The organism is Novosphingobium cyanobacteriorum, from assembly GCF_029436685.1.
Taxonomy (GTDB): Bacteria; Pseudomonadota; Alphaproteobacteria; order Sphingomonadales; family Sphingomonadaceae; genus Novosphingobium; species Novosphingobium cyanobacteriorum.
Window position 1 is genome coordinate 1 of the sequence record NZ_JAROCY010000035.1, and the last position, 23,477, is coordinate 23,477.

At 59.9% G+C, this 23,477-nt stretch carries 21 protein-coding genes and 1 pseudogene; 12 read left to right on the forward strand and 10 right to left on the reverse strand.

Annotated elements, in window-relative coordinates:
• Both POM99_RS20840 and POM99_RS20845 read left to right on the forward strand, forming a co-directional pair.
• A pseudogene (locus tag POM99_RS20840) lies at positions 1–124 on the forward strand (IS5 family transposase); the annotation flags it as partial.
• 167 nt (positions 125–291) lie between these two features.
• Positions 292–792: a hypothetical protein gene (locus tag POM99_RS20845; RefSeq protein WP_277280615.1), complete on the forward strand. Its 501-nt coding sequence runs from the start codon at positions 292–294 to the stop codon at positions 790–792.
• Positions 793–803: 11 nt separating this feature from the next.
• Here POM99_RS20845 and POM99_RS20850 read toward each other — a convergent pair whose 3' ends face one another.
• Positions 804–1,427: a S24 family peptidase gene (locus POM99_RS20850; RefSeq protein ID WP_277280617.1), complete on the reverse strand. Its 624-nt coding sequence runs from the start codon at positions 1,425–1,427 to the stop codon at positions 804–806.
• A gap of 151 nt (positions 1,428–1,578) precedes the next feature.
• Between POM99_RS20850 and POM99_RS20855 the strand changes: the two genes are divergently transcribed.
• The 3 genes from POM99_RS20855 to POM99_RS20865 all read left to right on the forward strand — a co-directional run bounded on the left by POM99_RS20855 (position 1,579) and on the right by POM99_RS20865 (position 3,840).
• The gene (locus tag POM99_RS20855) at positions 1,579–2,649 is read left to right on the forward strand and encodes an IS110 family RNA-guided transposase (RefSeq protein WP_273301962.1); all 1,071 of its coding nucleotides are present in this window, start codon (positions 1,579–1,581) and stop codon (positions 2,647–2,649) included.
• A gap of 130 nt (positions 2,650–2,779) precedes the next feature.
• Complete coding sequence (locus tag POM99_RS20860) at positions 2,780–2,947, forward strand: helix-turn-helix domain-containing protein (RefSeq protein WP_273301960.1); 168 nt, start codon at positions 2,780–2,782, stop codon at positions 2,945–2,947.
• A gap of 362 nt (positions 2,948–3,309) precedes the next feature.
• Positions 3,310–3,840 (forward strand): hypothetical protein, encoded by a 531-nt coding sequence (locus tag POM99_RS20865; protein WP_277280618.1) that lies wholly within the window; start codon positions 3,310–3,312, stop codon positions 3,838–3,840.
• Between the two features lie 801 nt (positions 3,841–4,641).
• On the opposite strand, the gene POM99_RS20870 is transcribed toward POM99_RS20865, so the two are convergent.
• The 3 genes from POM99_RS20870 to POM99_RS20880 are packed head-to-tail and all read right to left on the reverse strand — an operon-like array spanning position 4,642 to position 6,671.
• Positions 4,642–5,181 (reverse strand): DUF3237 domain-containing protein, encoded by a 540-nt coding sequence (locus tag POM99_RS20870; RefSeq protein ID WP_277280619.1) that lies wholly within the window; start codon positions 5,179–5,181, stop codon positions 4,642–4,644.
• Between the two features lie 5 nt (positions 5,182–5,186).
• Positions 5,187–5,585, reverse strand: a complete 399-nt coding sequence (locus POM99_RS20875; protein WP_277280620.1) for an EthD domain-containing protein — start codon at positions 5,583–5,585, stop codon at positions 5,187–5,189.
• 51 nt (positions 5,586–5,636) lie between these two features.
• The gene (locus POM99_RS20880) at positions 5,637–6,671 is read right to left on the reverse strand and encodes an NADP-dependent oxidoreductase (protein WP_277280621.1); all 1,035 of its coding nucleotides are present in this window, start codon (positions 6,669–6,671) and stop codon (positions 5,637–5,639) included.
• A gap of 68 nt (positions 6,672–6,739) precedes the next feature.
• Here POM99_RS20880 and POM99_RS20885 point away from each other — a divergent pair, with 68 nt between their 5' ends.
• Genes POM99_RS20885 through POM99_RS20905 form a run of 5 tightly spaced genes read left to right on the forward strand, consistent with a single transcriptional unit; the run spans position 6,740 to position 12,174 of the window.
• The gene (locus tag POM99_RS20885; RefSeq protein ID WP_277280622.1) at positions 6,740–7,942 is read left to right on the forward strand and encodes a phosphotransferase family protein; all 1,203 of its coding nucleotides are present in this window, start codon (positions 6,740–6,742) and stop codon (positions 7,940–7,942) included.
• 3 nt (positions 7,943–7,945) lie between these two features.
• Complete coding sequence (locus POM99_RS20890; protein WP_277280623.1) at positions 7,946–8,347, forward strand: DUF6285 domain-containing protein; 402 nt, start codon at positions 7,946–7,948, stop codon at positions 8,345–8,347.
• The gene (locus POM99_RS20895) at positions 8,344–9,678 is read left to right on the forward strand and encodes an acyl-CoA dehydrogenase family protein (RefSeq protein ID WP_277280624.1); all 1,335 of its coding nucleotides are present in this window, start codon (positions 8,344–8,346) and stop codon (positions 9,676–9,678) included. Before POM99_RS20890 ends, POM99_RS20895 begins: the two co-directional genes overlap by 4 nt.
• Positions 9,679–9,726: 48 nt before the next feature.
• On the forward strand, positions 9,727–11,307 hold the full coding sequence (locus POM99_RS20900) for a long-chain-fatty-acid--CoA ligase (RefSeq protein ID WP_277280625.1): 1,581 nt from the start codon (positions 9,727–9,729) through the stop codon (positions 11,305–11,307).
• A 60-nt stretch (positions 11,308–11,367) separates the two neighbouring features.
• Positions 11,368–12,174 (forward strand): SDR family oxidoreductase, encoded by an 807-nt coding sequence (locus tag POM99_RS20905; RefSeq protein WP_277280626.1) that lies wholly within the window; start codon positions 11,368–11,370, stop codon positions 12,172–12,174.
• A gap of 47 nt (positions 12,175–12,221) precedes the next feature.
• Here the strand turns inward: POM99_RS20905 and POM99_RS20910 are convergent, their stop codons facing one another.
• The 5 genes from POM99_RS20910 to POM99_RS20930 form a co-directional block, all read right to left on the reverse strand.
• Positions 12,222–13,454 (reverse strand): acyl-CoA dehydrogenase family protein, encoded by a 1,233-nt coding sequence (locus tag POM99_RS20910; RefSeq protein WP_277280627.1) that lies wholly within the window; start codon positions 13,452–13,454, stop codon positions 12,222–12,224.
• A gap of 10 nt (positions 13,455–13,464) precedes the next feature.
• Complete coding sequence (locus POM99_RS20915; protein WP_277280628.1) at positions 13,465–14,469, reverse strand: NAD(P)H-dependent flavin oxidoreductase; 1,005 nt, start codon at positions 14,467–14,469, stop codon at positions 13,465–13,467.
• Positions 14,470–14,471: 2 nt separating this feature from the next.
• On the reverse strand, positions 14,472–16,802 hold the full coding sequence (locus tag POM99_RS20920) for an enoyl-CoA hydratase-related protein (protein ID WP_277280629.1): 2,331 nt from the start codon (positions 16,800–16,802) through the stop codon (positions 14,472–14,474).
• A 571-nt stretch (positions 16,803–17,373) separates the two neighbouring features.
• Positions 17,374–18,453 carry a phosphotransferase family protein gene (locus tag POM99_RS20925; RefSeq protein WP_277280630.1) on the reverse strand — a complete coding sequence of 360 codons (1,080 nt, stop codon included), beginning with the start codon at positions 18,451–18,453 and terminating at the stop codon, positions 17,374–17,376.
• Positions 18,454–18,786: 333 nt separating this feature from the next.
• The gene (locus tag POM99_RS20930) at positions 18,787–19,806 is read right to left on the reverse strand and encodes an Lrp/AsnC family transcriptional regulator (RefSeq protein ID WP_277280631.1); all 1,020 of its coding nucleotides are present in this window, start codon (positions 19,804–19,806) and stop codon (positions 18,787–18,789) included.
• 436 nt (positions 19,807–20,242) lie between these two features.
• On the opposite strand from POM99_RS20930, the gene POM99_RS20935 reads away from it, so the two are divergent.
• Both POM99_RS20935 and POM99_RS20940 read left to right on the forward strand, forming a co-directional pair.
• Entirely contained in the window at positions 20,243–21,550 is a 1,308-nt protein-coding gene (locus tag POM99_RS20935; RefSeq protein ID WP_277280632.1) for a cytochrome P450, read from the forward strand.
• Positions 21,551–21,677: 127 nt separating this feature from the next.
• Positions 21,678–21,926: a DUF1289 domain-containing protein gene (locus tag POM99_RS20940; RefSeq protein WP_277280633.1), complete on the forward strand. Its 249-nt coding sequence runs from the start codon at positions 21,678–21,680 to the stop codon at positions 21,924–21,926.
• 172 nt (positions 21,927–22,098) lie between these two features.
• On the opposite strand, the gene POM99_RS20945 is transcribed toward POM99_RS20940, so the two are convergent.
• Positions 22,099–23,073, reverse strand: a complete 975-nt coding sequence (locus POM99_RS20945) for a DUF7064 domain-containing protein (protein ID WP_277280634.1) — start codon at positions 23,071–23,073, stop codon at positions 22,099–22,101.
• Between the last annotated feature and the right edge of the window lie 404 nt (positions 23,074–23,477).

Below are 23,477 nucleotides of genomic sequence, written 5' to 3' on the forward strand. Positions count from 1 at the left end.
CAACAAACTCAAGAACGCTCGCAGACTGGCAACACGATACGACAAAACTGCCGACAGCTATCTCGGCTTCGTCCAAATCGTCTCAATCCGGCTCTGGACGCGCCAATTTGTCAACGCCTCCTAGATGCGCCAGTCGGCGCAATAAGTCCGGCAAAGATCTGCGACGGTGTTGCACTGCGGATCGGATGGGTGGCTGAGCCAGGCGGGGGCCCGGTCAAGCGGCTCGGAACGGCACGCACCGTTCCTTCGCTCACAGAATTGGGGCGGGTACAGCTGTCCAAATCCTTTTTCATGCGCGACATGCTCTATTCCGAAGTCGCCATGATCCACGGGCTTAATAACGCGCCCGATGACCCTGACCTGGCCGTCAAGGCCGGCAAGCGGCTCTGCGAGGAACTGCTCGAGCCACTGCAGGATCACTGGGGACGGATCGCCATCCGCTCCGCCTACCGCTCGTGCGAAGTCAACGGCTTCTGCAACGAAATGCAACGCAAGAAGAAGGCCGGCTACACCTGCGCGTCCAACGAGAGCAACTACGGAGGGCACATCTGGGATCGCCTTGACGCCCATGGCCACACGGGAGCAATGGCCTGCGTTGTCGTTCCCAGTTTCTGGGCAAAGCATCAAGAGCCAGGTGATTGGCGGATCCTGGCTCGATGGATTCATGAGCATCTGCCATACTCGACGCTCTACTTCTTCCCCACCTACTGGGCGTTCAACATCGGCTGGCATGAACGGCCCGAGCGCACAATCAAAAGCTATGCGGAGCCAGCAGGCCTATTCACACCTTAATCGGAAGCCGATCAAGCGACGTGCAAGCCGGCCCATATCACCCGACCGACGATCTGGACCCCGTTCCTCGGCAAGCCATCCCAGTTCGGATAGGTAGGATTGTCAGTCAGAACGGCAATGCGGTTTCCGGTCGGTTCGAGCGCAATCCGGCGCACAAGTAATCCGGCATCGGCCCTGATCACATAAAGTCCGTCACGAGGGTTCTCGTTGGCCAGGTAGCGCTGGATCAGCACTTCATCGCCGTTCCGCAAAGTCGGATACATCGCATCGCCTTCGACCATAACGATCGAAACGCCGGTCGGCTTGTGACTGAGACTACGTAGCCACGCCTCGTCGACTAGGCGAACGCGGCCCAGAGTGCCCTCTGCATCGGTGGCGCCAAGAACAGGGATCGCGATCGTCGACAGCCCGGCGCTTTCCGGAACCTCGTCTCCGCCAAAGATTGCTCCGGGAACTCCAAAATGCACAGACAGCTGCGCAATGTCGCTGTCGTCGAGACGCGTGGGACTGCCGCGCTTGATGAACTGCTGGATGTAAGCGGGATTGCGGCTCAGCAGACGCGAAACCGAAGAATAAGATTCGCCGCGCTCCTTGATGAGCTCATCAAGTGCACGGCGGGGGTCCAGTTTGGCCATTCCTACGATTTCCTAGAACATGTTTCGCAATTCAAAGGAGCAATCCCATTCGCTGAAACCAACGCCGACTGCTACTCTGGTCGCGGCATCTGGACGTCGGAAGTTTGCAGGGCTCCTGCCGCGAGATTAGGTGACGCCGTGCCAGAACTCCATGGTTTCTGGGGAGATCGAATTGGCTGTTCGAAGATACTGGGTTGGCTTGGATACGGGAGTTACGGAAACAGCAGTGTGCCTCATCGATGAATTCGGCGAAGTCCTGTTCGAAGGAAAACGAGAGACACACGCTGGTCAGATAAAGGATATCCTGCGTCCCTTCGGTGTCGAAGCCGTGCAGCGTATCACCATCGAAGCCGGCGTTGGCACGCACATGGTGAGGGAACTCCAATCCCAGGGCTTTCCTGTTTATGTCGCGGAGGTTCGTCGTGCCTCCAAGTTCCTTGCCATCCGGCGGCAGAAGACTGACTCCAACGATGCGAGAGGGCTTGCGGAGCTCGGCCGCGTCGGCCGCACGATCGGTGCAGAGGTTTTCGTGAAGCCACTGGACTGTCAGAACCTGCGCAGCCTTCTCAATGTCCGCAAGAACCTCATTCAGCAGCGCATGAAGCTGGACGCCCTGATCCAGTCTATCGTGCGCTTGCACGGAGGAAAGCTGAAGACGAGCACCGGTGTGGGCAGGCTCGCCAGCGGCGTCGAAGATCAGTTGGAAGTTTTGCGGGCAGACGGCCTCGACGTCGACGCCGATGTCCGGCCACTAATTTCAATCGCTGAGGATCTACGGTCGCATATCGCTGCGATGGACAAGCGTCTTCGCGCAGCGGCTCTCGCACATCCGGTCTGTTCGAACCTTATGACCGTTCCCGGAGTTGGTCCGATCACCGCGCTGTCCTTCTACAGCGCGATTGGCGACCCATCGCGCTTCCAGCGAACGCGGGACGTCGGTCCCTATTTCGGACTGACCCCCTCAATCCATCAATCCGGCGTTCTCGCCCGGGTCGGCCGGATCAGCCGGTTCGGCAGCAAGCTTACCCGGACCCACCTGGTCTCGGCTGCCACTGTCTTGTTGTGCTCGACTAAGGCAGAAAGCGGGTTGCAGACATGGGGGCTGGCACTGAGGAAGAAAGTCGGCTTGTCGAAGGCCAGGGTTGCTGTTGCCCGAAAGCTAGCCGTCGTCATGCTTCACATGTGGAAGTCCGGATCCTCCTTTGACCCGGCTCGCACATGACGAGTTCCTCCTGCGGGAGGGGCAGGCCTGGACCCCGCATCGTTTTCTGGGGCGCTCACCCCGGCGTAGGTAATTGGGCCAGGCCTGCCAAAGTGGCGGATCTTGACTTCCCGATCGGTAAGAAATCCTATTGAAGACTGATCGTGACCATGCGATCTTCCCGCTCGGTAAGAATTGTATGATTGAAGATTCCTCCCAGTTCGGCGCCGCCGTTGCCTCCGCTCGCAAGGCCTTAGGACTCACCCAGCGGGAACTGGCGCTCGCCATCAACAGCGGCCAACGCTTCATTGTCGACTGAGAAGCAGGCAAGCCCACCGCACAACTCGGTAAAGCATTGGCCGCCGCCAAGGCCGTAGGCCTGCGACTGACGGCCGCTGGAAGTCCGCGGGTCTGACAGTGGAACTTCTGGTTGTCAGCGATGACCGCATGGTCGTCCCAATCAGCCGGGACGCGTAGGCAACCGGCCTTGCCTAAGGCGACGCTTAGCGTTCATCTGCCGACAACTTCCCAGTCTCGCTGGCGATGCCGATCCGGCCAGGGTCCTATGTGGCGAGCAAGCGAGCTTGATCGGGATGGCCGGAGGCAACGTTGTAAACCGGCCCGGCTCGATCATGATCAGCTAATTGGTTTCGTTCCGATCGGCATGTAGCTTCCTCGAAAGTGGCGATGCTCACCATCGCATTGTCTGAGAGAGTTGAGATGACCAAAGTCAGACGCAAAAAGAAGACAATGCTCAGGCCAGTCTACTGCCTCAAGGCTGAGATTCAGGCGGCTTCACCTACATATTATCTCGGCGACGACGGGCCGGAGCGCCGACTAGACGAGACATTCGTCCGGCTGAACTGCTTGATCGTAGAGACCTGTGAAAAGCTTGAGCAGCACAGGGGAAAAGAGATCGAAATTAGGCTGGCCTGCGAGCGATTTCTGCCCGACGTATCCCAGTCTGCTGAGCGCGCGCATCTATCCTTGACCCTTCGCAAGAACCTTCGTTCGATCGTGGCTTACTTGCCCTCGGACGCAATTTGGGCATTGCCAGGGCTGATCGCGTCCAAAGCGATTACCCATGTCCAGGTGGATTGCGATGAACTCCACCGAGGCGAGGCCACTGGCTTGAGCATCTACTTCTCTACGCTTGCCGAAATGCGCTCGCTCGAGGTGAGTCTCGTAGAGGGGAGGCCGCGAGATGCATGACGAGATAAGGGGCCGTCCTGGGCCCGAATCAAAAGGCCCATTTTCTGCATTTGTTCCAACGCAGGAATGGCGGAATTCTGAGACTTTGAAATTGCCAGAGTCCCTAAAAAGGCATCGAACCAATACGTTAGTTACCTAGCGCGGGCGAAATTGCGGGCCTTTCCGAAAACCACATCGGCTAAAATGCTGAATTAACAGCAGAAAGGGTGCAAGGCGTGAGTCCTCTTCTGGCACCACTACTGGTTTGGGACGGGCACGATGCCTGCCATCCTTGACTGCTTTTGGCAGGCTGCAATCTCCAGAACAGATTTTGGGCATGAGATCAGAATCTGGTCCTGGAGACTGCGACGCTGGAAACGAGCGTCCGGAAGTATGCCTTGCCGGTGCGCTCGACGGTTGCCGACGTCATCTTTGTCGTTCCGGTTTCGAATTGAGCTTCACAGGATGAGATTCGGGCGGTCGCAGTGGCAATGCTCGAACAGGTTCTATCGAGACGCTTTGCGAAGATGGGATCTTCGGCGCCGATGATCCCGTCCTCGACGGCACCAGCAACGTCTCGATAGCCGATCTGAGGCTGGTCTGCCGTGCCCGGAGCTAAAGATTGCTCTGCTTGATACTGGATGCGTATCTGGGCCGACAGGTCATAGGCACCGCCGGCAGCCGTTTGAGTCCGCCAGGGGGGGCACGCATCTGGCGTCGGACTGCCTTGACGGCGGGATCGTACAGGAATTACCCGTGCGGGCGTTGCTTCAGCTTTGCTAATGCGGTTGGCGCAGGCGCAACAGCAGCCCTGATCGCCACTTACAAGGGCAGGCCATCGCCTCCATGGTCTTCATGCGCAGGCTTGTGCGCGAACAGCTTGTCCGCACCGGCGATTCCGACCGCGGCATCGGGGATGCATTGGTACATCAGATACTCGACACCTTCGGGTCGCCCACGCCCTTCGGCGACGGCCATGACAGTGTTCAGCCAGGCATAGTCGGGATGGCTGGTTTCGAAGCGGGGCTGCGTGACGAAATAGGCATCGCCAAAATCGATCACTTCATTGCGCCGATAGCGCGCGGCAATTTCGGGCGGGGTATCCGCAACCCCGAAATACTGCACGAATATGTTCGCAGCATCATCGGTGACGATCACTAGCCGTACGTCGATGTGACAAACGCCCTCGCTATCGATCAGCTCAAACTCTCCGCCGACAGGCGCAACCTTTCCGCGGATGCGCGGGCCTTCCACCACTCCGCCGGTCAGCGTCCACACGTTGCGCCGCCCTTTGGGGATTGCGCCAATGGGGTAGCGTTTGCCGAGATCGACCCGCATACGCATGAGCGGGGCAAGATGCATCTGCGTTAGCCCCCGACCGAACAGGTGGAGGCCAAGGCAATAACTTCACGCTCGACGGTGTAGAACAGCGGCGAGTTGGGAAGGTCAATGAACTTGCGTTCGTCCTCGAGCAGTTCGCGCCCGGCGCGGCGTGCCTCGGCGCTGCGGTTGAGCGCCAGTACCGCCTCGACGCTATCATACCACAGCTCTGCGATGCCATCATAGGGCGCCGTTTCACCTTTGCGAAGATCGAGCGCGGGCTGCAGCCCGGGATGGGCGAAGGAATGACTCTGCACATAGCGGCGGATGCCAAGAGCGTCGGAATGCTGCCTGACAAGTGGCGCATGGTGCTCGTACCAATAGGCCTGAAACGCCTCGATCGACATTCCAGGAAGGCGGCGCAGGCAGAACATGATCTTGATCATTGGAAGATGTCCGGGAATTGGGACGCAGGCATGATAGTTGACGGGGACGATTCAGGATTGCGAGGGCAGATCGGAGATCGCGACCATCAGCTTGCCATCATGATTGCCGGTGAACAGTCGGTCGAGCGCGGCAGGCGCGTTTTCCAGACCGTCGACAATGTGATCCTTCCAGCGCAGCTTGCCGTCTGCGACCCATTGCCCCAGATCCGCCATCGCCTCACGCGCGCGCGCCATGTAGTCGATGACGATAAAGCCGCGAACGGTCAGCCGTTGCATCAGGATACGGCCGAAATCACTTGGTCCGGCCAAGGGGCCATCGCTGTTGTACCCGGTGATAAGCCCGCACAGGGCCATGCGTCCGTTGCGGCGCAGTCGGGAGAACACTGCATCCATGATCGGACCGCCGACGTTCTCAAAGTTCATGTCGATGCCGTCGGGACAATGGCGATCCAGCGCTTCGCCCACGTCTTCGTTCTTGTAATCGATCGCCGCATCGAAGCCCAGATCATCGACCAGCCAGCGGCACTTTGCCTCCCCGCCCGCAATACCGACCACGCGCGCACCCTTGATCTTCGCTATCTGGCCAACCACCGATCCCACTGCGCCCGCCGCCGCCGACACGACGAGCGTTTCGCCTGGCTTGGGCTGGCAGATGTCGAGAAGCCCGAAATAAGCTGTCAGGCCGGTTGCACCCAATACCGACAGATAGGCTGAGAGAGGCACACCCTGGGTTGTACGAACGCGGCCCGTGCTGCTTTCGTGGGAGACAGTGTAAAGCTGCCAGCCACTGTTCCCGGGGATCACCAGGTCACCCGGGGCAAACCGCGGCGAACGGCTTTGTTCGACGACCCCGATCGTGCCGCCGCGCATCAGATCACCAACGCCGACCGGCGGAAGGTATTGCTCGCGATCGCTCATCCACAAACGGTTCGTCGGATCGAGCGAGAGATAGATGTTGCGCACGAGAAGTTCACCTTCGCGCAGATCGGGCACCTCGGTGCTTTGTAGCGTCAGGTCGCCAGGCCCGACAGCTGCGGTCGGCCTGTGGTTCAGAACCCAGCGCTGGTTAGTAAGTGCCATGTGCATAAACTCCGGTCTGTGGTCATCGCTTCCCGCTTGATGGGAACCGCGCGAGCGCGAGGGATCGATGACGCATGGCCAACCGCCTGAAGACGATTCGCCGTCGCTATGTCAATTCAGTTAATCGCTTGCATAAACTGGTTGTGCGGACGATGCCAAGTGTGATTAAGAAGTTTCTCGGCGGCCCTGCTCGATGCAGTTCCAGCAGTTTTGCAGCCGACCGAACCGGGCAAGACTCTGCGGGAGATGGTGAGGCCGTGACCTCAACAAGCACTGACAATCTCTGCATCCCCATTGAAGACTCGGCGCTGGCACGCATCGCCGGAGCGCTCGTCGCAGGCGGGGGTGAGGTGCGAAACCTGCGGCGACTTTCAGGCGGAGCGAGCCAAGAAACCTGGGCGTTCGAATTGGTTGCGGCAGCCGACGGCTTGACGCACCGCCTCATCCTGCGCCGAGCACCGGGCGGCACGTTTCAGCATTCCACTGCGGCTGGCCTCGAAATCGAAGCTGCGATCATCCGCACAATGGCGGCAAACGGCATCCCAGTGCCCGAAGTGCGCCACGTGCTGGATCCTGACGACGGCTTGGGCCGGGGATTTGTGACAAGCCATGTCGATGGCGAGACGATCGCCCGCAGAGTCCTGCGCGATGCGACGTTTACGGCCGTGCGGCCGGCTTTGCCTGCACTTTTCGGCCAGGTTCTTGCCGGAATCCACGGGTCGCCCACAGCCGGGTTGCCCGAATTGCGCCTCACCTGCCTAGGTGCCACGCTGGATCTTTTGCGAAACGAAGTCCGTGCCCTGTCGACGCCGCGTCCCGTGTTTGAAGTGGCTATTCGCTGGCTCGAGGACCATGTCCTTCCCGATGTCCCTCCAGTGCTTGTCCATGGTGATTTCCGGCTTGGCAACCTGATCATCGCCGACGACGGGATTGCCGCCGTGCTTGATTGGGAACTGGTTCATCTGGGCGACCCGATGGAAGACCTGGCCTGGCTTTGCGCCACTCCCTGGCGTTTTGGCAACGTTGACCAACCGGTTGCCGGCCTCGGCGCGCGGGAGGACCTGTTCGCAGCGTATGAGGCTGCCGGCGGGACGGTCGACCGTGCGCGTGTACGCTGGTGGGATGTGGCGAGCGCGCTCCGCTGGGGCGTGAACTGCGCTGCAATGACCCCGCTGTTTCGCGACGGCACTGATCCGTCCGTTGAGCGGGCCATGATCGCCCGCCGCGCATCGGAAAATGAGATCGATCTGCTGCGCCTGATCTATCTGGGAGATTGAGCCATGCAGGATGAGCCGAAACCTGCCGAGATACTGGCCGCGGTCGCCGCGTTCCTGCGCGAGGAAGTTCAGCCACATCTGAAAGGGAACACGGCATTTCAGTTGCGCGTAGCAATCAACGCACTGGAACTGGTGCGAAGGGAGTGCGGGATCACAGTTGAGCAGGGCGCGCATGAAAATGCGCTGCTCGCGAAGGTGCTCGCCATGGAAGGCGAGACAATGACGCTGACCGGCGAGCTGGCAAGGCGCATCGCCGCCCGCCAGATCGACCCGTTTGCTCCCGATGTGGCGGCCTGCCTCTGGACGATTACCGAGGCCAAGCTCGAGGTGGACCAGCCGACATATGGCGGGTTGACCCGCGCGCGCGCCAAGCTTGCTGTCGCTGAAAAGGAAATGGACCGATGAACTTCGATCTTCCCGCTGATCTGGTTGACTATCTCGCGCGGCTGGATGCGTTCATCGAAGCAGAGATTCGCCCGCTTGAAGAAGCGGACGACAACATGCGCTTTTTCGACCACCGCCGCGAACATGCCCGGACTGACTGGGACAACCAAGGCCTGCCCCGACCCGAATGGGAGGCCTTGATGGCCGAAGCCAAGCGCCGCGCCGACAAGGCCGGCTTCTTCCGCTTTGCCCAGCCCGAGGAGTTTGGCGGACAGGGTGGGTCCAATTTGTGGATGGCGGTCATCCGTGAACACCTGGCCGCCAAGGGGCTGGGTTTGCACAACGATTTGCAAGCCGAGCATTCAATCGTCGGAAATCAGCCGCTGGCGGTGATGTTTCGCGATTTCGGTACCGCGCAGCAGAAGGAGGAATTCATCCCCGGCCTGCTTGATCAGAGCAAGTTCGTTTGCTTCGGCCTGACCGAGCCGGACCATGGATCAGACGCCACCCATATGGCAACGCGCGCGGTACGCGAGACGCGGGACGGTGTTTCGGGATGGCGCATCGACGGTGAGAAGATGTGGATTACCGGCATGCACATCGCCACGCATGTCGCGGTTTTTGCCCGGACCAGCGGCAAGGATGGATCGGCGCGGGGTATCAGTTGCATCCTCGTGCCGACGGGTACGCCCGGCTTGATTGTCGATGAGTATTTGTGGACCTTCAACATGCCGACCGACCATCCGCGGTTGACGCTGAACGGCGTATGGGTTCCCGAAGAAGCGTTGTTCGGACCGGAAGACAACGGCTTGCCACTGGCGCAGGCATTCGTTCACGAAAACCGAATCCGCCAAGCAGCGAGCTCGCTGGGCGCGGCGGCCTACTGCATCGAGGAAAGCGTGCGATATGCCCGGGCGCGAAAGCCGTTCGGCCGATCGCTCGCGGAGAACCAGGCCATCCAGTTCCCCCTCGTCGAACTCGCCACGCAGTGCGAGATGCTGCGCCAGTTGATCCGCAAGACAGCATGGGAGATGGACAAGATGCCGCACCCGGAGGTGGAAAAGAGGCTCTCCGACAAAGTGTCGATGTGCAACTACTGGGCCAATCGACTGTGTTGCGAGGCGGCGGATCGTGCGATGCAGGTTCATGGTGGCATCGGCTATTCGCGGCATAAGCCTTTCGAGCATATCTATCGCCACCACCGCCGCTACCGGATCACTGAAGGAGCGGAGGAGATCCAGATGCGCAAGGTCGGCGCCTATCTGTTTGGCTATCTCGGTCCCCGCCGCGAGGAGTTGGGCGCAATCACGGCGCAGGATACCGACTATCGCAAGAGCCAGATCCGGCCGTGACTTTCATCGTGCGTAATTGTGTCGGGATGGAAAGAAAGGCGTGAGGCTATGAAGAACGAGGAGCTTGCTCCATCCCCGGGTCCGATCGGCGCGATGCTGTCGCGGCTTGCCGAAGAACGCGGAACATGCGCCGCTTTCGAGTTCGGGGAGAGAGTGACCTCTTATGCGCAGTTGCATGCCAACAGCGATGCAGCGGCACGGGCATTGTTAGCCGGTGGTTGCCGGCCCGGCGCGCGGATCGGCTATCTTGGCAAGAACAATGATCGCTATTTCGAATTGTTGTGTGCAGCCGCCAAGGCCGGGATGGTGATTGTGCCCATCGGTTGGCGGCTGACAGCGCCCGAGATTGCGTTCTTGATCGCGGACGCAGAGGTCGATCTTCTCTTCGTGGAGCCAGCTTTCCATCCCATTGCGCTGGCGGCAAGCGAGGAGGCCGCGCCGAACATCATCTCCGTAGAGCAGGCAGTGGCAGAGGCGCCTGGCTATGAAGAGTGGCGCGCGACGGGCATCGCCGGCGCAATGGTCCTGCCGGTCGTCAATCCCGACGAACCCGTGCTGCAGCTCTATACATCGGGCACCACGGGCAAGCCAAAGGGGGCGATGATCTCGCATCACAACATCTATGCGCTGCGCCCGATCTGTGCGGCTGCCGGCCTGGGCTGGGATCAGTGGCAGGTTGACGATGTCTCGCTGGTGACCATGCCCGTCGCGCATATTTCCGGTTCGGGCTGGGGACTTGTGGGTCTCTACAACGGGGCTAAGTCCATCGTTCTGCCCGAGTTCGATGCCGCAGCCATATTGCACGCGGTAACGACGGAAAACATCAGCCGCATCTTCCTGGTGCCTGCGGCAATCCAGGCGGTGCTACGCCATCCTGACGCTGCCAAGTCCGATTTCTCGCGCTTGCGCTATATTCTGTATGGTGCCTCACCGATACCGCTCGACCTGCTGCGGGAGGCGATTGAAGTGTTCGGTTGCGGCTTTGTCCAGAACTATGGAATGACCGAGACTTGCGGTACAGTGGTTGCCCTGCCGCCCGAGGATCATACCGTTGATGGCAGCCAGCGCATGGCATCTGCCGGTCGGGCCTTGCCCGGCGTTACGCTGCGCGTCGTCGATGAGCGGCTGGAGGCAGTGCCGGCGGGCACGACTGGTGAAATCCTGATCCATTCGCCGACAACCATGGTTGGATACTGGCGACGGCCCAAAGCGACGGCAGAGGCGCTCATCGATGGCTGGATGCGCACGGGCGACGCCGGCTATCTCGATGCGGACGGCTATCTATTTGTCCAGGATCGCCTGAAGGACATGATCATTTCGGGTGGGGAAAACGTCTATCCGGCCGAAGTCGAGAGTGCACTCTATGCTCATCCAGATGTCGCGGAAGTGGCGGTGATCGGTGTTCCTGATGAGCGCTGGGGCGAGGCGGTGACGGCGGTTGTCGTGCCGAACGGCGGAACGATCGACTCTGGCGCCTTGCTGCTCTGGGCCCGCGAGCGACTGGCGTCCTACAAGGTACCCAAGCGCGTCATCGTGCGCGAGAGTTTGCCTCGTAACGCCAGCGGCAAGGTTCTGCGCCGAGAACTGCGCGAACCTTTTTGGGCCGGGCGAGAGCGTGGCATCAACTGAGCTGACCGGCCGCCATTCCTCAGTCGCGCGGCCGGAAGGTACATTGGAAGACTTCGAAACATGACATTCGCCAAGCAATTCGCGTTGGAAGGGAAAGTGGCCTTGGTCACCGGGGGCGGCACCGGACTGGGGCGGGCCATTGCGGAAGGATTCCTCGCGGCTGGTTGCAGCCGGGTCTATATCGCTTCGCGCAAAGCGGAAGCGATTGCGGCAGCGGCGCACAAAATTGATTCCAACGGCCGCTGTGTCGCGGTTGCGGTAGATCTCTCGAATCTGGCAGGGGTCAGTGCGCTCGCCGATGCCATCGCAGAACGCGAGGCCCGGCTAGACATCCTCGTCAACAACGCCGGGCTCGCATGGGGCGCACCGTTTGATCACTATCCTGAGCGCGGTTGGGACAAGGTCTTCGGGCTTAACCTGAAAGCTCCGTTCTTCCTGATCCAGGCGTTGCTAGGCCTGCTGCGCGCTGGTGGATCGCCCGAGGACCCGGCACGGGTGATCAACATCGGTTCCATCGCCGGCGAGATGGCGAAAGGAACCACGACCTATTCCTATGGCCTTTCGAAAAGCGCGCTGCATCATATGACGCGGATGCTGGCGCTTGACCTTGGATCGTCGAATATCACGGTGAACACGATCGCGCCGGGGCGTTTCGCCAGTCCCCTTACCGCGTCCATCGTCGATGACCCGGAACGCCATGCACGTGAGGCGGCGATGGTGCCGCTGGGGCGCTGGGGCACTACCGCTGAACTTGGATCAATTGCCATATTCCTGGCGTCGCCCGCGGCTGCCTATGTCACCGGTGCGACACTGGTCGCTGACGGCGGACTTTCGCTCCAGCATCCGATCAATCTAGGCATGGAATGATGACAAAGGCGCTGCCCCGGCACGCGGGGCAGCGCTATGGCTGTCTCTCACAGCCCGAGTGCGGTCTTCGCCAGGATGTTGCGCTGGATCTCATTGGAGCCGGCATAGATCGATCCGGCACGCTCGTTCATGTAACGAAGCGGTGCGATCGCCTGCCACACCTCGCCTGACACGTAGTTGTCTGCAGGAGGCGTGTAGGAGACCACTGGGCCACCGGGCCTGGTCGCATGCGGCTGATAGACGGTACCGTGTGCCCCGGCCGCCTCCAGCGTCAGTTCGGTAATGTGCTGACTCAACTCGGTGCCCATGACCTTCATCACCGACGAGAGCACGCCCACGCTGCCACCGTCGGACACGGCGGACAGGATGCGCATCTCGAATATCTCGAGCACATCGACCCGGATCCGGGCCTCGGCGAGGCGACTCGCAAAGAGCGGATCATCCAGCAAGGTCTGGCTCGTATCTCCGGGCAGCGCAGCTGCAGCCTTTGTCAGGTCCACCAGGCGAACCTGAAGCTCTGGCGAATAGGCTTGTCCGCCGCGCTCGAACTCGAGCAGATACTTGGCGACCGTCCAGCCCTTGCCGATTTCACCAAGCACATTGGCCTTGGGGACACGGACGTTCTCGAAGAAGACCTGGTTCTGGATTTCCTCGCCCGAGGTCATGACGAGCGGACGCACGTCTATGCCCGGCGTGTCCATCGGGATCAAAAGGAAGGTAATTCCTTCTTGCGGCTTGCCATCACGCGAAGTGCGCACGAGGCAGAAAATCCAGTTCGCCTCGCCCGCATGCGTGGTCCAGATCTTCGAACCGTTGCAGACGAAATCGTCGCCATCATCGACCGCTGCCATCTGCAGCGAAGCGAGATCGGAGCCGGAGCCTGGCTCGGAATAGCCCTGACACCAGAAATGCTCACCGCTCAGGATGCGGGGCAGGAAATAGTCCTTCTGTTCCGGCGTCCCGAAATGGGCGATCACGTGGGCGACCATATGAATGCCCATTGGCGAGACCGGCGGCGCACCGGCCTTCACCCGTTCTTTCGAGAAGATGTAGTGCTGGATTGTCGACCAGTCCTGCCCGCCGTGCTCAACGGCCCAGCTCGGCGCGGCCCAACCCTTCTTGTTGAGGATGGCTTGCCATTGCATGCCAAGCTCGTGATCGGCGTAGACGCTGGTCATCAAGCTGCCAGCTTTTCGCAGCTCGTCAGTCAGGTTCTCGGCAAAGAAGGCGCGGACTTCGCTCTCGAAGGCGACTTCACGCGGGGTCCAGTTCAGGTCCATGCAACGGTCCTCAGGCTATCGCGGCCGCGCGTCGAGCGCTGGTAGCGTCGAGCATCTTCCCCAAGCGTTCCCGGATGATGGCTTCCGCCTCGGCGACGATTGAATCGATCAACTGCGCAACGGACGGAATATCCTTGATGAGGCCAATCACTGGCCCGGCAGTCCAGATGCCGTGATCGGTGTCGCCACTGTTCAGCCCTTCAAGTCCGCGCGCTCCCTTCACGAGATGTGCGACGTCCTCGAACGGGCGTCCTTCGCGCTCCAGCCGCACGACTTCCTGACTGATTGCGTTGCGCGCCACGCGCGCACTATTCTTGTACGTGCGAAAGATGATGTCAGTGGCGCGCTCGTCGGCCTCCACCATCGCCTGCTTGAAGTTTTCGTGGATCGGCGCTTCCTGGGTCGCGCAGAAGCGGGTGCCCATGTTGATGCCGTCGGCCCCCAGAGCGAGTGCGGCAGCGAGCCCGCGACCGTCTCCGAACCCGCCCGAGGCCAGCATCGGCACCTTCACAACATTGGCTGCCGCCGGGATCAGGATCAGGCCAGGAATATCATCCTCACCGGGATGGCCAGCGCATTCGAACCCGTCGATCGAGATTGCATCGACCCCCATCCGCTCAGCCGACAAGGCGTGCCGGACTGCGGTGCATTTGTGAATCACCTTGACGCCATTGGCCTTGAAGTCGTCGACGTGTTCCTGCGGCTTGTAGCCGGCTGTCTCTACGATCTTGATCCCGGCCTCGATAATCGCCGCACGATACTCGGCATAGGGCGGTGGAGTGATTGACGGGAGAATCGTCAGATTCACACCGAAGGGCTTGTCGGTCATGTCGCGCGTGCGCGCAATTTCTTTGAACAGCGCCTCCGGCGTGGGCTGGGTCAGGGCCGTCAGGAAGCCCAGCGCACCAGCATTGGCGACCGGCGCGACCAGTTCGGCCCGGCCGACCCACATCATGCCGCCCTGAGCAATCGGGTGATCGACCCCGAACATTTCGGTGAAACGTGTACTGATCATGGCTAGCGGCCTTTCCATTGGGGTGGGCGCTTCTGCGCGAAGGCGAGCGGCCCTTCTCTGATATCTTCCGACCGAAACAGCGCTGCCATCGCCGGATAGCGGAACTGGTTGGCCTGGGCGCTCCGGACATCAAGCTCGTCCAGGCCTTTCATCACGGCTTCCTTCGACGCCCGGATCGACATCGGGCTGCACGCGATGATCTCGTTGGCCCAACGGCGTGCCGTCGCCATGAGGTTCGCAGGCTCAACCACCTCATTCACGAAGCCAAGCTCCCTCCCCTCGTCTGCGGACACGCGACGTCCGGTCAGGATCATACCCATTGCCTGCTTCAGGCCGATCTGACGTGGAAGCCGCAAAAGTCCACCCGCCAGTGCCGCCAGGCCGACCTTCGGTTCAGGCAGAGCGAATACTGCCTCACGCGAAGCCACGATGATGTCGCAGGCCAGTGCAATTTCGAAGCCGCCACCCATGGCAACGCCGTTGACGGCGGCGATTACCGGCTTGGTCATGTCGTAACGGTCGGTCAGCCCGGCAAAGCCCTTGATCGGGGTCCCGACGTTTTCGCCTTTGGCCATCATCTTGGCCATGAACTTCAGATCGTTGCCCGCAGAGAAGGCCTTGTCACCCGCACCGGTCAGGATCGCCACCCACTGGTCAGGGTCTGCCTGGAACGCATCGAACACTTCGCCCAGTTCCTCATTCGCGTAGGGGCTCAGTGCGTTCATGGCGTCGGGATTGTTCATCGTGACTATGGTGATCGGGCCGTCCCGTTCGACCAGGCAATGCTGCAACTGGCGCTTGCTGCGATCGCGCAGCGGCCCATCTTCCCAGATCATGTTGCCAAAACCGTCGATGCGGACATGACCATCGGTGCCGATGGGGTTTTTCTCGCGCGACGTCAGAACCGCGACGCTGCTTTCGTCATCCTTGCGAACCTTGGCGATCAAGCGCTCGCCATCAGGTGTCCGGCCGACGACAACGCCGTGCCGGACGGCGCCCTTGGGATCATAGATAATCGTGTAGGTCTCGATACGGGCCGGGCCGCTATATTCCTCGACCAAGGCGGGCACAGGCCCGCGATCGGCATCCGCCCTTGCCTGTACCGAATAGTCCGGAACCAAAGGATCGGAAGGCGGCGTGGTCGACAACACAATGGCATGATGTTTCGACACGACACCACCTTGACCGTAGGCGAGGCCAAGCTTTCCTTCCCCTGCGCGCAGCTTGCGCACCATCGCGCAGACGCCATGCGTCATGTAGTTGTTGAGCGGTCCGCCAAAGAAGATGAGTCCGCCTGCTACAGTAGGCGCAACGTCAGGCCGCAAACCTAGTGTAGCCATGGCCAGCTTGGGAACAACCGGGAAGCAGCTGTAGATTTCGGCCAGATCGACACGCGAAGCATCCCCCCCGATCAAGTCGACGACGGCTCCGAGAACTGCGCGCTGGGCTGTGGAATGATCGTATCCATCCCGCAGCAGATAGTCGCCGGGCTCCTGGGCGGCCGCACCTCCCCACAAGTAGACAAGGCGATCCTCGGGGATTCCCGCTGCCAGCGCCCACGCCTTGCTTGCCAGAACAACCGCGCCGGCCTGGTTGACACTGGGGTTGGCGACCATCAGCTTTGGATAAGGGAAGCTGATCATGCGATTGCTGTCGGACGGCGTACCGATCTCTTCAGCGCTCGGCGCCGTGCGAAGCCATGCCGTCTCATTGGTGGCGGCCACCGCAGCAAAGCGCGCCCACAAGGCCGCGGACTCTTCATTGCCGACGGCGGGAGTCTTGCCCTCCGCCGCTTGCAGCGCATTTTCATAGAGCGGATAGATGTGAACAGGATCTGTTACACCCGCCTTCTTGGCCGAGCGGCTTAGCGGCAACCGATCGAAGTCGAGCTTGACCGCGTCCTCGCGTGACGCCAGCGGCGTCCAGGGCAACGTGATTTTTGCCTTCCGAGCCTTGCCCAGAGCATTGACCGCCTCGCCGCCGACGACGACCGCGATCTTGCTCTCACCCCGCATGATCCGCAGTGCAGCTTCATGCATCAACCGAATTGGCGTTTCACCGCCCATGCTGGCATTGATTGCGCATGCCGGCGCAATACCCAAGCGCTGAGCCAGAAGGCCAACAGGATCACGATAGCGCCAGCTGACCTGGCCGACCAGTTCGATCGAATCGATCGCTGACAGGATCTGGCCGCCCGCATCGCGATCTGCCGCGCGGATCGCGTCGGCCATGAGATCGACCGGCTCACGGGCACTGGCCGGATCGCTGGGGCGGTCAACCACTTCGCCGATGGCCACGATCACTGGCATGTCGAATTCGTGATTCTGCGCCAAGACTCACCTCTCCATTCAGTCAGACCAAGCGCAACCAACCCTGCGCAGGCTCCATAAATCGCGCACTTGGTATCCCGGAGGACACGCTGGATCAAGTTTAATCGAATGATTGACTAAGATTGAGGGCGGGTTGTCTCGGGGTGCCGATGGCGTCAGTTCGGCTGCCGTCCTGCGAATGAAGCGTAAGAATCCGTCTCGCCTTGCCTGGACGCAAATACACGGCTCGAACTGTATGCCGTTGCCGCGTAAGCCCCCGGTCGCATGATTATCGCCTGATGGGTGTGTTGGATCAGTCTGAAATTGATGACGAACCGATCAGGCATTTGGAGGGCTGAAACCCGCGGGACACAGCCCTTTGGACGCTATGACACGATCAGGACGCCAGCCTGCGGGCCTCGTTTGGCCATGCCCCGGACAGTTAGGCAGGAACGGGCCGAGCACACGGATGCACTCGACCGGAATCCTGACAACCAGACTGCACCAGCCCCGCGATGCCCATGCAGACTTTTGCCACCATCATTTAGCCAGAGATTGCTGGCGCTGACGCTGCCTGCAGTGGCACCAGTCCGTTCTACCTCTCTATCACGGACCAGGTCGGCTCCATCAAATCAAGGTGATACTGCTTCATCTCTTCTGGCATGCCTCGGTTCATCGAAAGCGATACGATGACAGAATTGAGCGAGGCAACTTTGAACATGTAATCGAAATCATTGAGCCGAACGCCATTGATCCGCTCGTAACGTGCAACCCAATCTTCCTGGCTAGGGATGATTGCCGCGACCTCAGGGGTTGCCATGCTTCGAAACACGCTCAGCATATTGCAGAAAATCCCGACGTCATACGACGGGGTCGCGATGCCCGACAGTTCCCAGTCCAGAATCGCAACCATGCGATAATCGCGGAACATGTAGTTGCCCACTTGCGTGTCGCCATGGACCAAGACGTAATCTTCCGGCGCATAGTCAGGTTGCATCGCCAGTATCCGCTCGCGAGCAGCCTCCAAGCGAGGCATCGCCGATTCAGGGCAAAAACGTGTCGTCTGCCAAAACCAGTCAACAAAACGTTCGACTGGAGTAGCACCACTCCCCGAACAAACATCACCTTCAAGGTCTAGTGAGCGCCAATCGACGCGGTGAATGCGCCCCTGCATTCGCACCATCTCGTCAAAGATCTGCTCTCGCTGCTCTGGCGTTGCTTCGGCGACGAGCCCTCCAGTGAAGGCCGACCCATGGGCCACCACGCCCTCTACGGCATCCATGATATATCCGGGCAGCCCCAGAATTGCTCCGTCAGGATCGGACCATCGCGCATCGGGCACCGGCAGATCTGTCAGAGTTGCCAGTTTGTGCTGCAGCCGCGCCTGACCGCCGATGTTGTAGGCCGCAAATATGCGCGTCTCGGTGTCGGGCGCATAGCGCAAGACATAGTCGCCCACTTGCCCATTCACTTCGGCCGTAAACAGAATAATGCCGCTGGAGGCTCCAGTCTTTTCGCCCGAGCCACGCACCTTGCTGAGTTCGACTCTACTGTCCGGCGGCGATTGGCTGAGAATGAGGTCAACGATCTGATCGGCAGAAATCGTATTGGCGGCCGGCTTTGTCGACGACATCGCGGCCTCCAGTATATTGGTCGGTTTTCCGCTGCCAGTCATCATGTTCTCCATCTGCCTTATCGGCCTCTGTTATCAGTCACTCACCCTGCGCACTGTGGCGCCTGCCCCCGGATGCCCCGTTACGCATCGAGCGGCGACACCGGACGATGGTCGACAGCTTCGTGCCTCCTTCAGACCACTACCGGCAAACAGCCGCAGCGATCCTGGGCAGATCCGGCCCTACAGACGGCCACGCCGCACGTCAGGGACACCTACGGCGCCAACCTTCGCAAGGACTTCCTTACCACTCGGAGAAGTTGCGCCTCCGCTACGCCTTAGTCGATATTTAATCACTTGATCAAGATGTGTCTTGCAACATTTTTACATGCGAGGTCATGGCATTGCCGAGCCTACGACCTCCGTCGCCTCGTTGAGCAGGTTTTCAAGGAACTCGGACTGGCCCGGCTTTTCAGCACCCTCGTCCTCGCTGCCGATCTTTATGAAGTCGAACCTGTGCGCGACCGTGCGGAACATGGGCCGAAAGACTATACGTCCAATGCCCGGCATCTGGCGAATTTCGTTGATGCACAAGCGATGCAACGTTTCGACTTTCGCGGCAACGCCGAGCAAGACCGCCCCGTATTGACCTTCGGCCGATGCGGCAAAACTGACTGCGCTGTGATGTTTGAGGTTCTGGAGTGCCCGGTCCACATCGCCAGGATCACCATCAAAGAATATATAGGCGGAGTGGTCAAAGCCCACTCGATCGGGCTCGCATACCAATCCGATCCGCATAACATTCTCATTCGTCATCCGCTTCAAGCGGGCACGAATATTGCCCTCGGAAACACCAAGCTGCCTCGCAATCTCGCGATTGCTGAGCCGTCCGTCCTCCACCAGCAGAGCGATGATTGCTTCATCGATGGGCTCCTCAGGCTTTGGCGGATCAGTCCGTTTGATCGGCGAACTGAGGTCGCCGCCGTCGGAAACCAGCTTGAACACCTTGCGTGCCACGGTCATTTCGCATGCGAAGACCCCCGGCAAGGCCTTGATGCGCCGGCGGATTTGACGCAGATCTTCGGGAGATCGCAAGTTGATGTTCGCGATTATGTCGGGCGTCCCAGGACAGATGACAACGCTGAAAACCTCTGCCAAATCAGCCAGCTTCGCAGCGACCGCCTCGACAGCGACCTGACCAACACTGATTTCGGCAAAGCTCAAGATCGAGTAGCCGGCGCGCGCGAAATCACGCTGGGCCAGAACCCGGATAACCTTGCCTTCGATCAGCTGCCTCAAGCGGTTGGCCACAGTCTGCTGCGTAACGCCCACTCGCGAGGCGATGGCGCGGTTCTGCATCCGGGGGTCAATTTGAAGGCAGGCGATGATCGCTCTATCGAGCGGAGAAATTGACATGGCAACTCTACAACAAGATGATGACCTTCCGGCCATGATGAGCACCGCGAGTTAACGCAGAACGGCTGCGGCCAAAACTGATTTTCGTGCCGCGTTGTCGCCAGGACGCGTGCGCATGACACGCGCGCCCCCGAAATGGCGATGATGGCGCATCTCACCGAGCTTCGCTTTTTCTCAGTCTTCAGAAGGGCGTTAAACCGCACAACCCACACCGATCGACCGGAGTGGCTCCGCCATTCTGGAGGCTGGGCTCACCCCATGATACGGGACGCATGATGTGCTGCACTTGCTTTTGCTTGCCAGTGCATAATTAAGTGATTGCTTGACCCGAATCTGGGTGCTTGTTAGATAATCGCGGCGACAGAGGCCATCCTGTCCGCGTTAAGTCGGCCCGCCAAGTTTGCCGGCAATGATAAACTCGCCCGAAAGGATCGACATGACTGGCTCCAGCGAAACCACAATCAACGAACCCGCTGTCGTGCCTGCGGATATGGGTGAAACGCTGGTGGATCCGGCTAGCTTCGCCAACCCCGACAAGGTTCATGAGGTCCTTGGCTGGCTCCGCGCCAATCGGCCGGTGGCACAGGTAAGAGCCGATGGCTTCGATCCCTTTTGGCTCATCACGAAGCATCAGGATGTGATGGACATCGAGCGGCAAGCCGACATCTTTCACAACGGCGATAGATCGACCGTGCTGGTGCCGAGCAAGATGGCCCGTGCCATCGAGGCGACGATGCAATCCCCGCACCTCACCCGCTCAGTCGTCAACATGGATGATCGCGAGCATCGACTCTATCGCGCACTGACGCAGTCATGGTTCATGCCCGGCAATGTCAAGAAGCTGACAGATCGCATCCGCACCATTGCGCGCGTGCATGTAGACCGGATGCTTGGGCGCGATGGCAAGTGCGACTTCGTCTCCGATGTAGCTTTGCATTTCCCGCTGCATGTCGTCATGGAGATCCTGGGCGTGCCGGAGGAGGATGAAGGCCGCATGCTGTTGCTGACGCAGCAGCTCTTTGGCGCGCGTGATCCCGAACTCAGCCGCCAAGCCGATGCCGTGGATGACCCGGACAAGATGCTGGCGATGTTCCAAGCTGTGCTCGGCGACTTCAATACCTATTTCACCAAGCTGACAGCAGATCGCCGCGCCTCACCGCGCGATGACGTCGCAACGGTCATCGCAAATGCCGAGATTGATGGTAAACCCATCGCCGCACATGAAGCCAACGGCTATTATGTTTTGGTCGCAACCGCTGGGCATGACACGACCTCCGCATCCACTGCCGGCGCGATGTGGGCTCTGGCCGAGCGGCCGGACTTGCTGCGGCAGATCCAGGCGAATCCTGCACTGATTGGAGGGTTGGTGGACGAGGCTATCCGTTGGACGACCCCAGTGAAGCATTTCATGCGGACTGCGACGCAGGACTATGAGCTGCGCGGCCAGACCATCAAGGCGGGCGACTGGATGATGCTGTCCTACTTGTCTGCAAATCGCGACGAGGATGCGTTCGACGCTCCGTTCGACTTCCGCGTTGATCGCGAACCAAACAGGCAAATCGCCTTTGGCTATGGCGCGCATGTCTGCTTGGGCCAGCACTTGGCCAAACTGGAGATGCGCATCCTGATGGAAGAACTGCTGCCGAGGCTCGATTCGATCGAATTGGACGGCACGCCTGCCTGGACCCAGTCCAATTTCGTAAGTGGGCCGAAGCGGCTTCCTGTGCGCTTTGCTGTTCGTTGACGAGGTGAAGGCACAGGTGGTTGGGCCGGCGACCAAGTTGGTTCCCACGTTCCCTTAAAGATCGCCGACCTCCCGAAACTACCTTAGCCTATTGATAAACCGCATCGCCGCAGAAGAGTGATATTGCGTGACGCTTTCCGAAAGCACGCCTTCAGGCGCAATCAAATCTCCTTGTGTCCGCATCTGCCGAATTGATCCGGCCGACGGACGTTGCATGGGATGCTCCCGGACGACTGATGAAATTCGCGAGTGGTTCGCGAAATCCGATCAGGAAAAGCTCTCGATCATTGCAATGATACCCGACCGCATGCGGGAACGCCTGGCGCGACTGCGAGCGGCGCGCGAAGCTGCCGCTGCTGGCAAAGACCCTGCCTAACAGGCGGCTGTGCAGTCTTTAATGTCTTGGCGCGGTGGCAAGGGCAGCAGCCGAGCATGATCGCGATGCCCCCCTGCCCCCATTCAGGCACTAACGCACCAGAAGCAGCCGATTGACGCTGACCAGCCTGCGCAGGTCAACGTCAATCGGACGGGCGCACATACTGTCTGGGTTATTCCTCGTAGACAGCCGACTTGGACAGGCCATGCTCAGCGCAAATGTAGCTCAATTGCGACTGCTTGGGATAGCGCATCGGACCTAGGCCCGGATTCGTCAGCAGTTCGAAGATGGACATGCCCACCTTGCCGTTGATGTCGGCCGTGGACATGTTCGTGGTCGCGACAAAATTATCGAACTGACTGAGATAAGCCTGCATCGGCTTGCTCGGTATGACTATTTTTTCCCCACTTTTCAGCGTAATGATGCTACGACCACCCATTCCTGTGAACGAGTCTGTATCATAGCTGGCGATCATCCGCAGGTTCGCGATATCTTCTTGTTTGCCGTCGCGCACAACATATCCCGCATCGAACCATTCGCCCGTGTCGCGGCGCTGGAAGATGAAAGCAGCCCAGCTCATCTCAGGCCCGATGGTGCCGGTATGCATCTTGCTCTGACCAGCAGTCGACCAATCGCGATAGCCCCATGACCGATCGCGATGTGCCAAGGCGTCGATCTTGTATGTCTTGGCACCAATACGGACCGTACCCTTGACCCGTCCACTGCACTCCGAATGGCCACCGGTGTTCATATCCTTCATAACCGCTTCGGGGGGCGCCTCCGTCCAATCACGCGGCGCGTAGAAGCATTCGTAGAACTCCAGTTCCGCAGATGATTCGGGATCGTCCCAGCTATAAAGCATCCGCTGATTGTCGAGTGCTTCGACCCGATGGCTCTCAATGCGTTGACCGTCTGCCCACCGCTCCGCATCGCCAGGCTTGCCGTCGCGATGGCCGAGATAGCGTTCGCCATCTGCAGCGAAGCAGAAGCTCATGATATGGCTCTTGCCGATGTTTGGGGTCTGGCCAAGTCGCTGCATGCCCCCCACTTTCTGCTCCAGATCCATGAACCACCAGCAATCGCTTTCCTGCCAGAGGTCTTCTGGACCGGGAGTATGGGGTCGATCCCAGCTAGGGTCATATGTCATGGCATCTCCTTCTTCTGCTATGGTTTTTCATTCTTCTGCTGTGGTTTTCATTGTTCGGACGCTGAACAGGAAGGCGTAGGCATCATATCGCGTACGAGCCTTCCCATTGCTCAAACAGGGAATGGGCCCGCATGTCCCGACTTGGAGACGGCGATGGCTGATGCCACCTTCGGGCGGTAAATGGCCAAGACACGCCAACCGAAACCGCATCGGACGATCTTTGGGCGAGTAACGTGTGCCGATCGGGACGACATTGCATACGCAAGCATGATTTCGAGCATCTGTAGCGCGACGATTACGGTGTCCGGTCGGCGTCAATTTTGATGGCCGATAGGTGGCCGCGCCGGTTGGTGAATTCTGGCTACCATTTGCTGTTGCGAGGAGCAACCGTCGAGCGACAATTA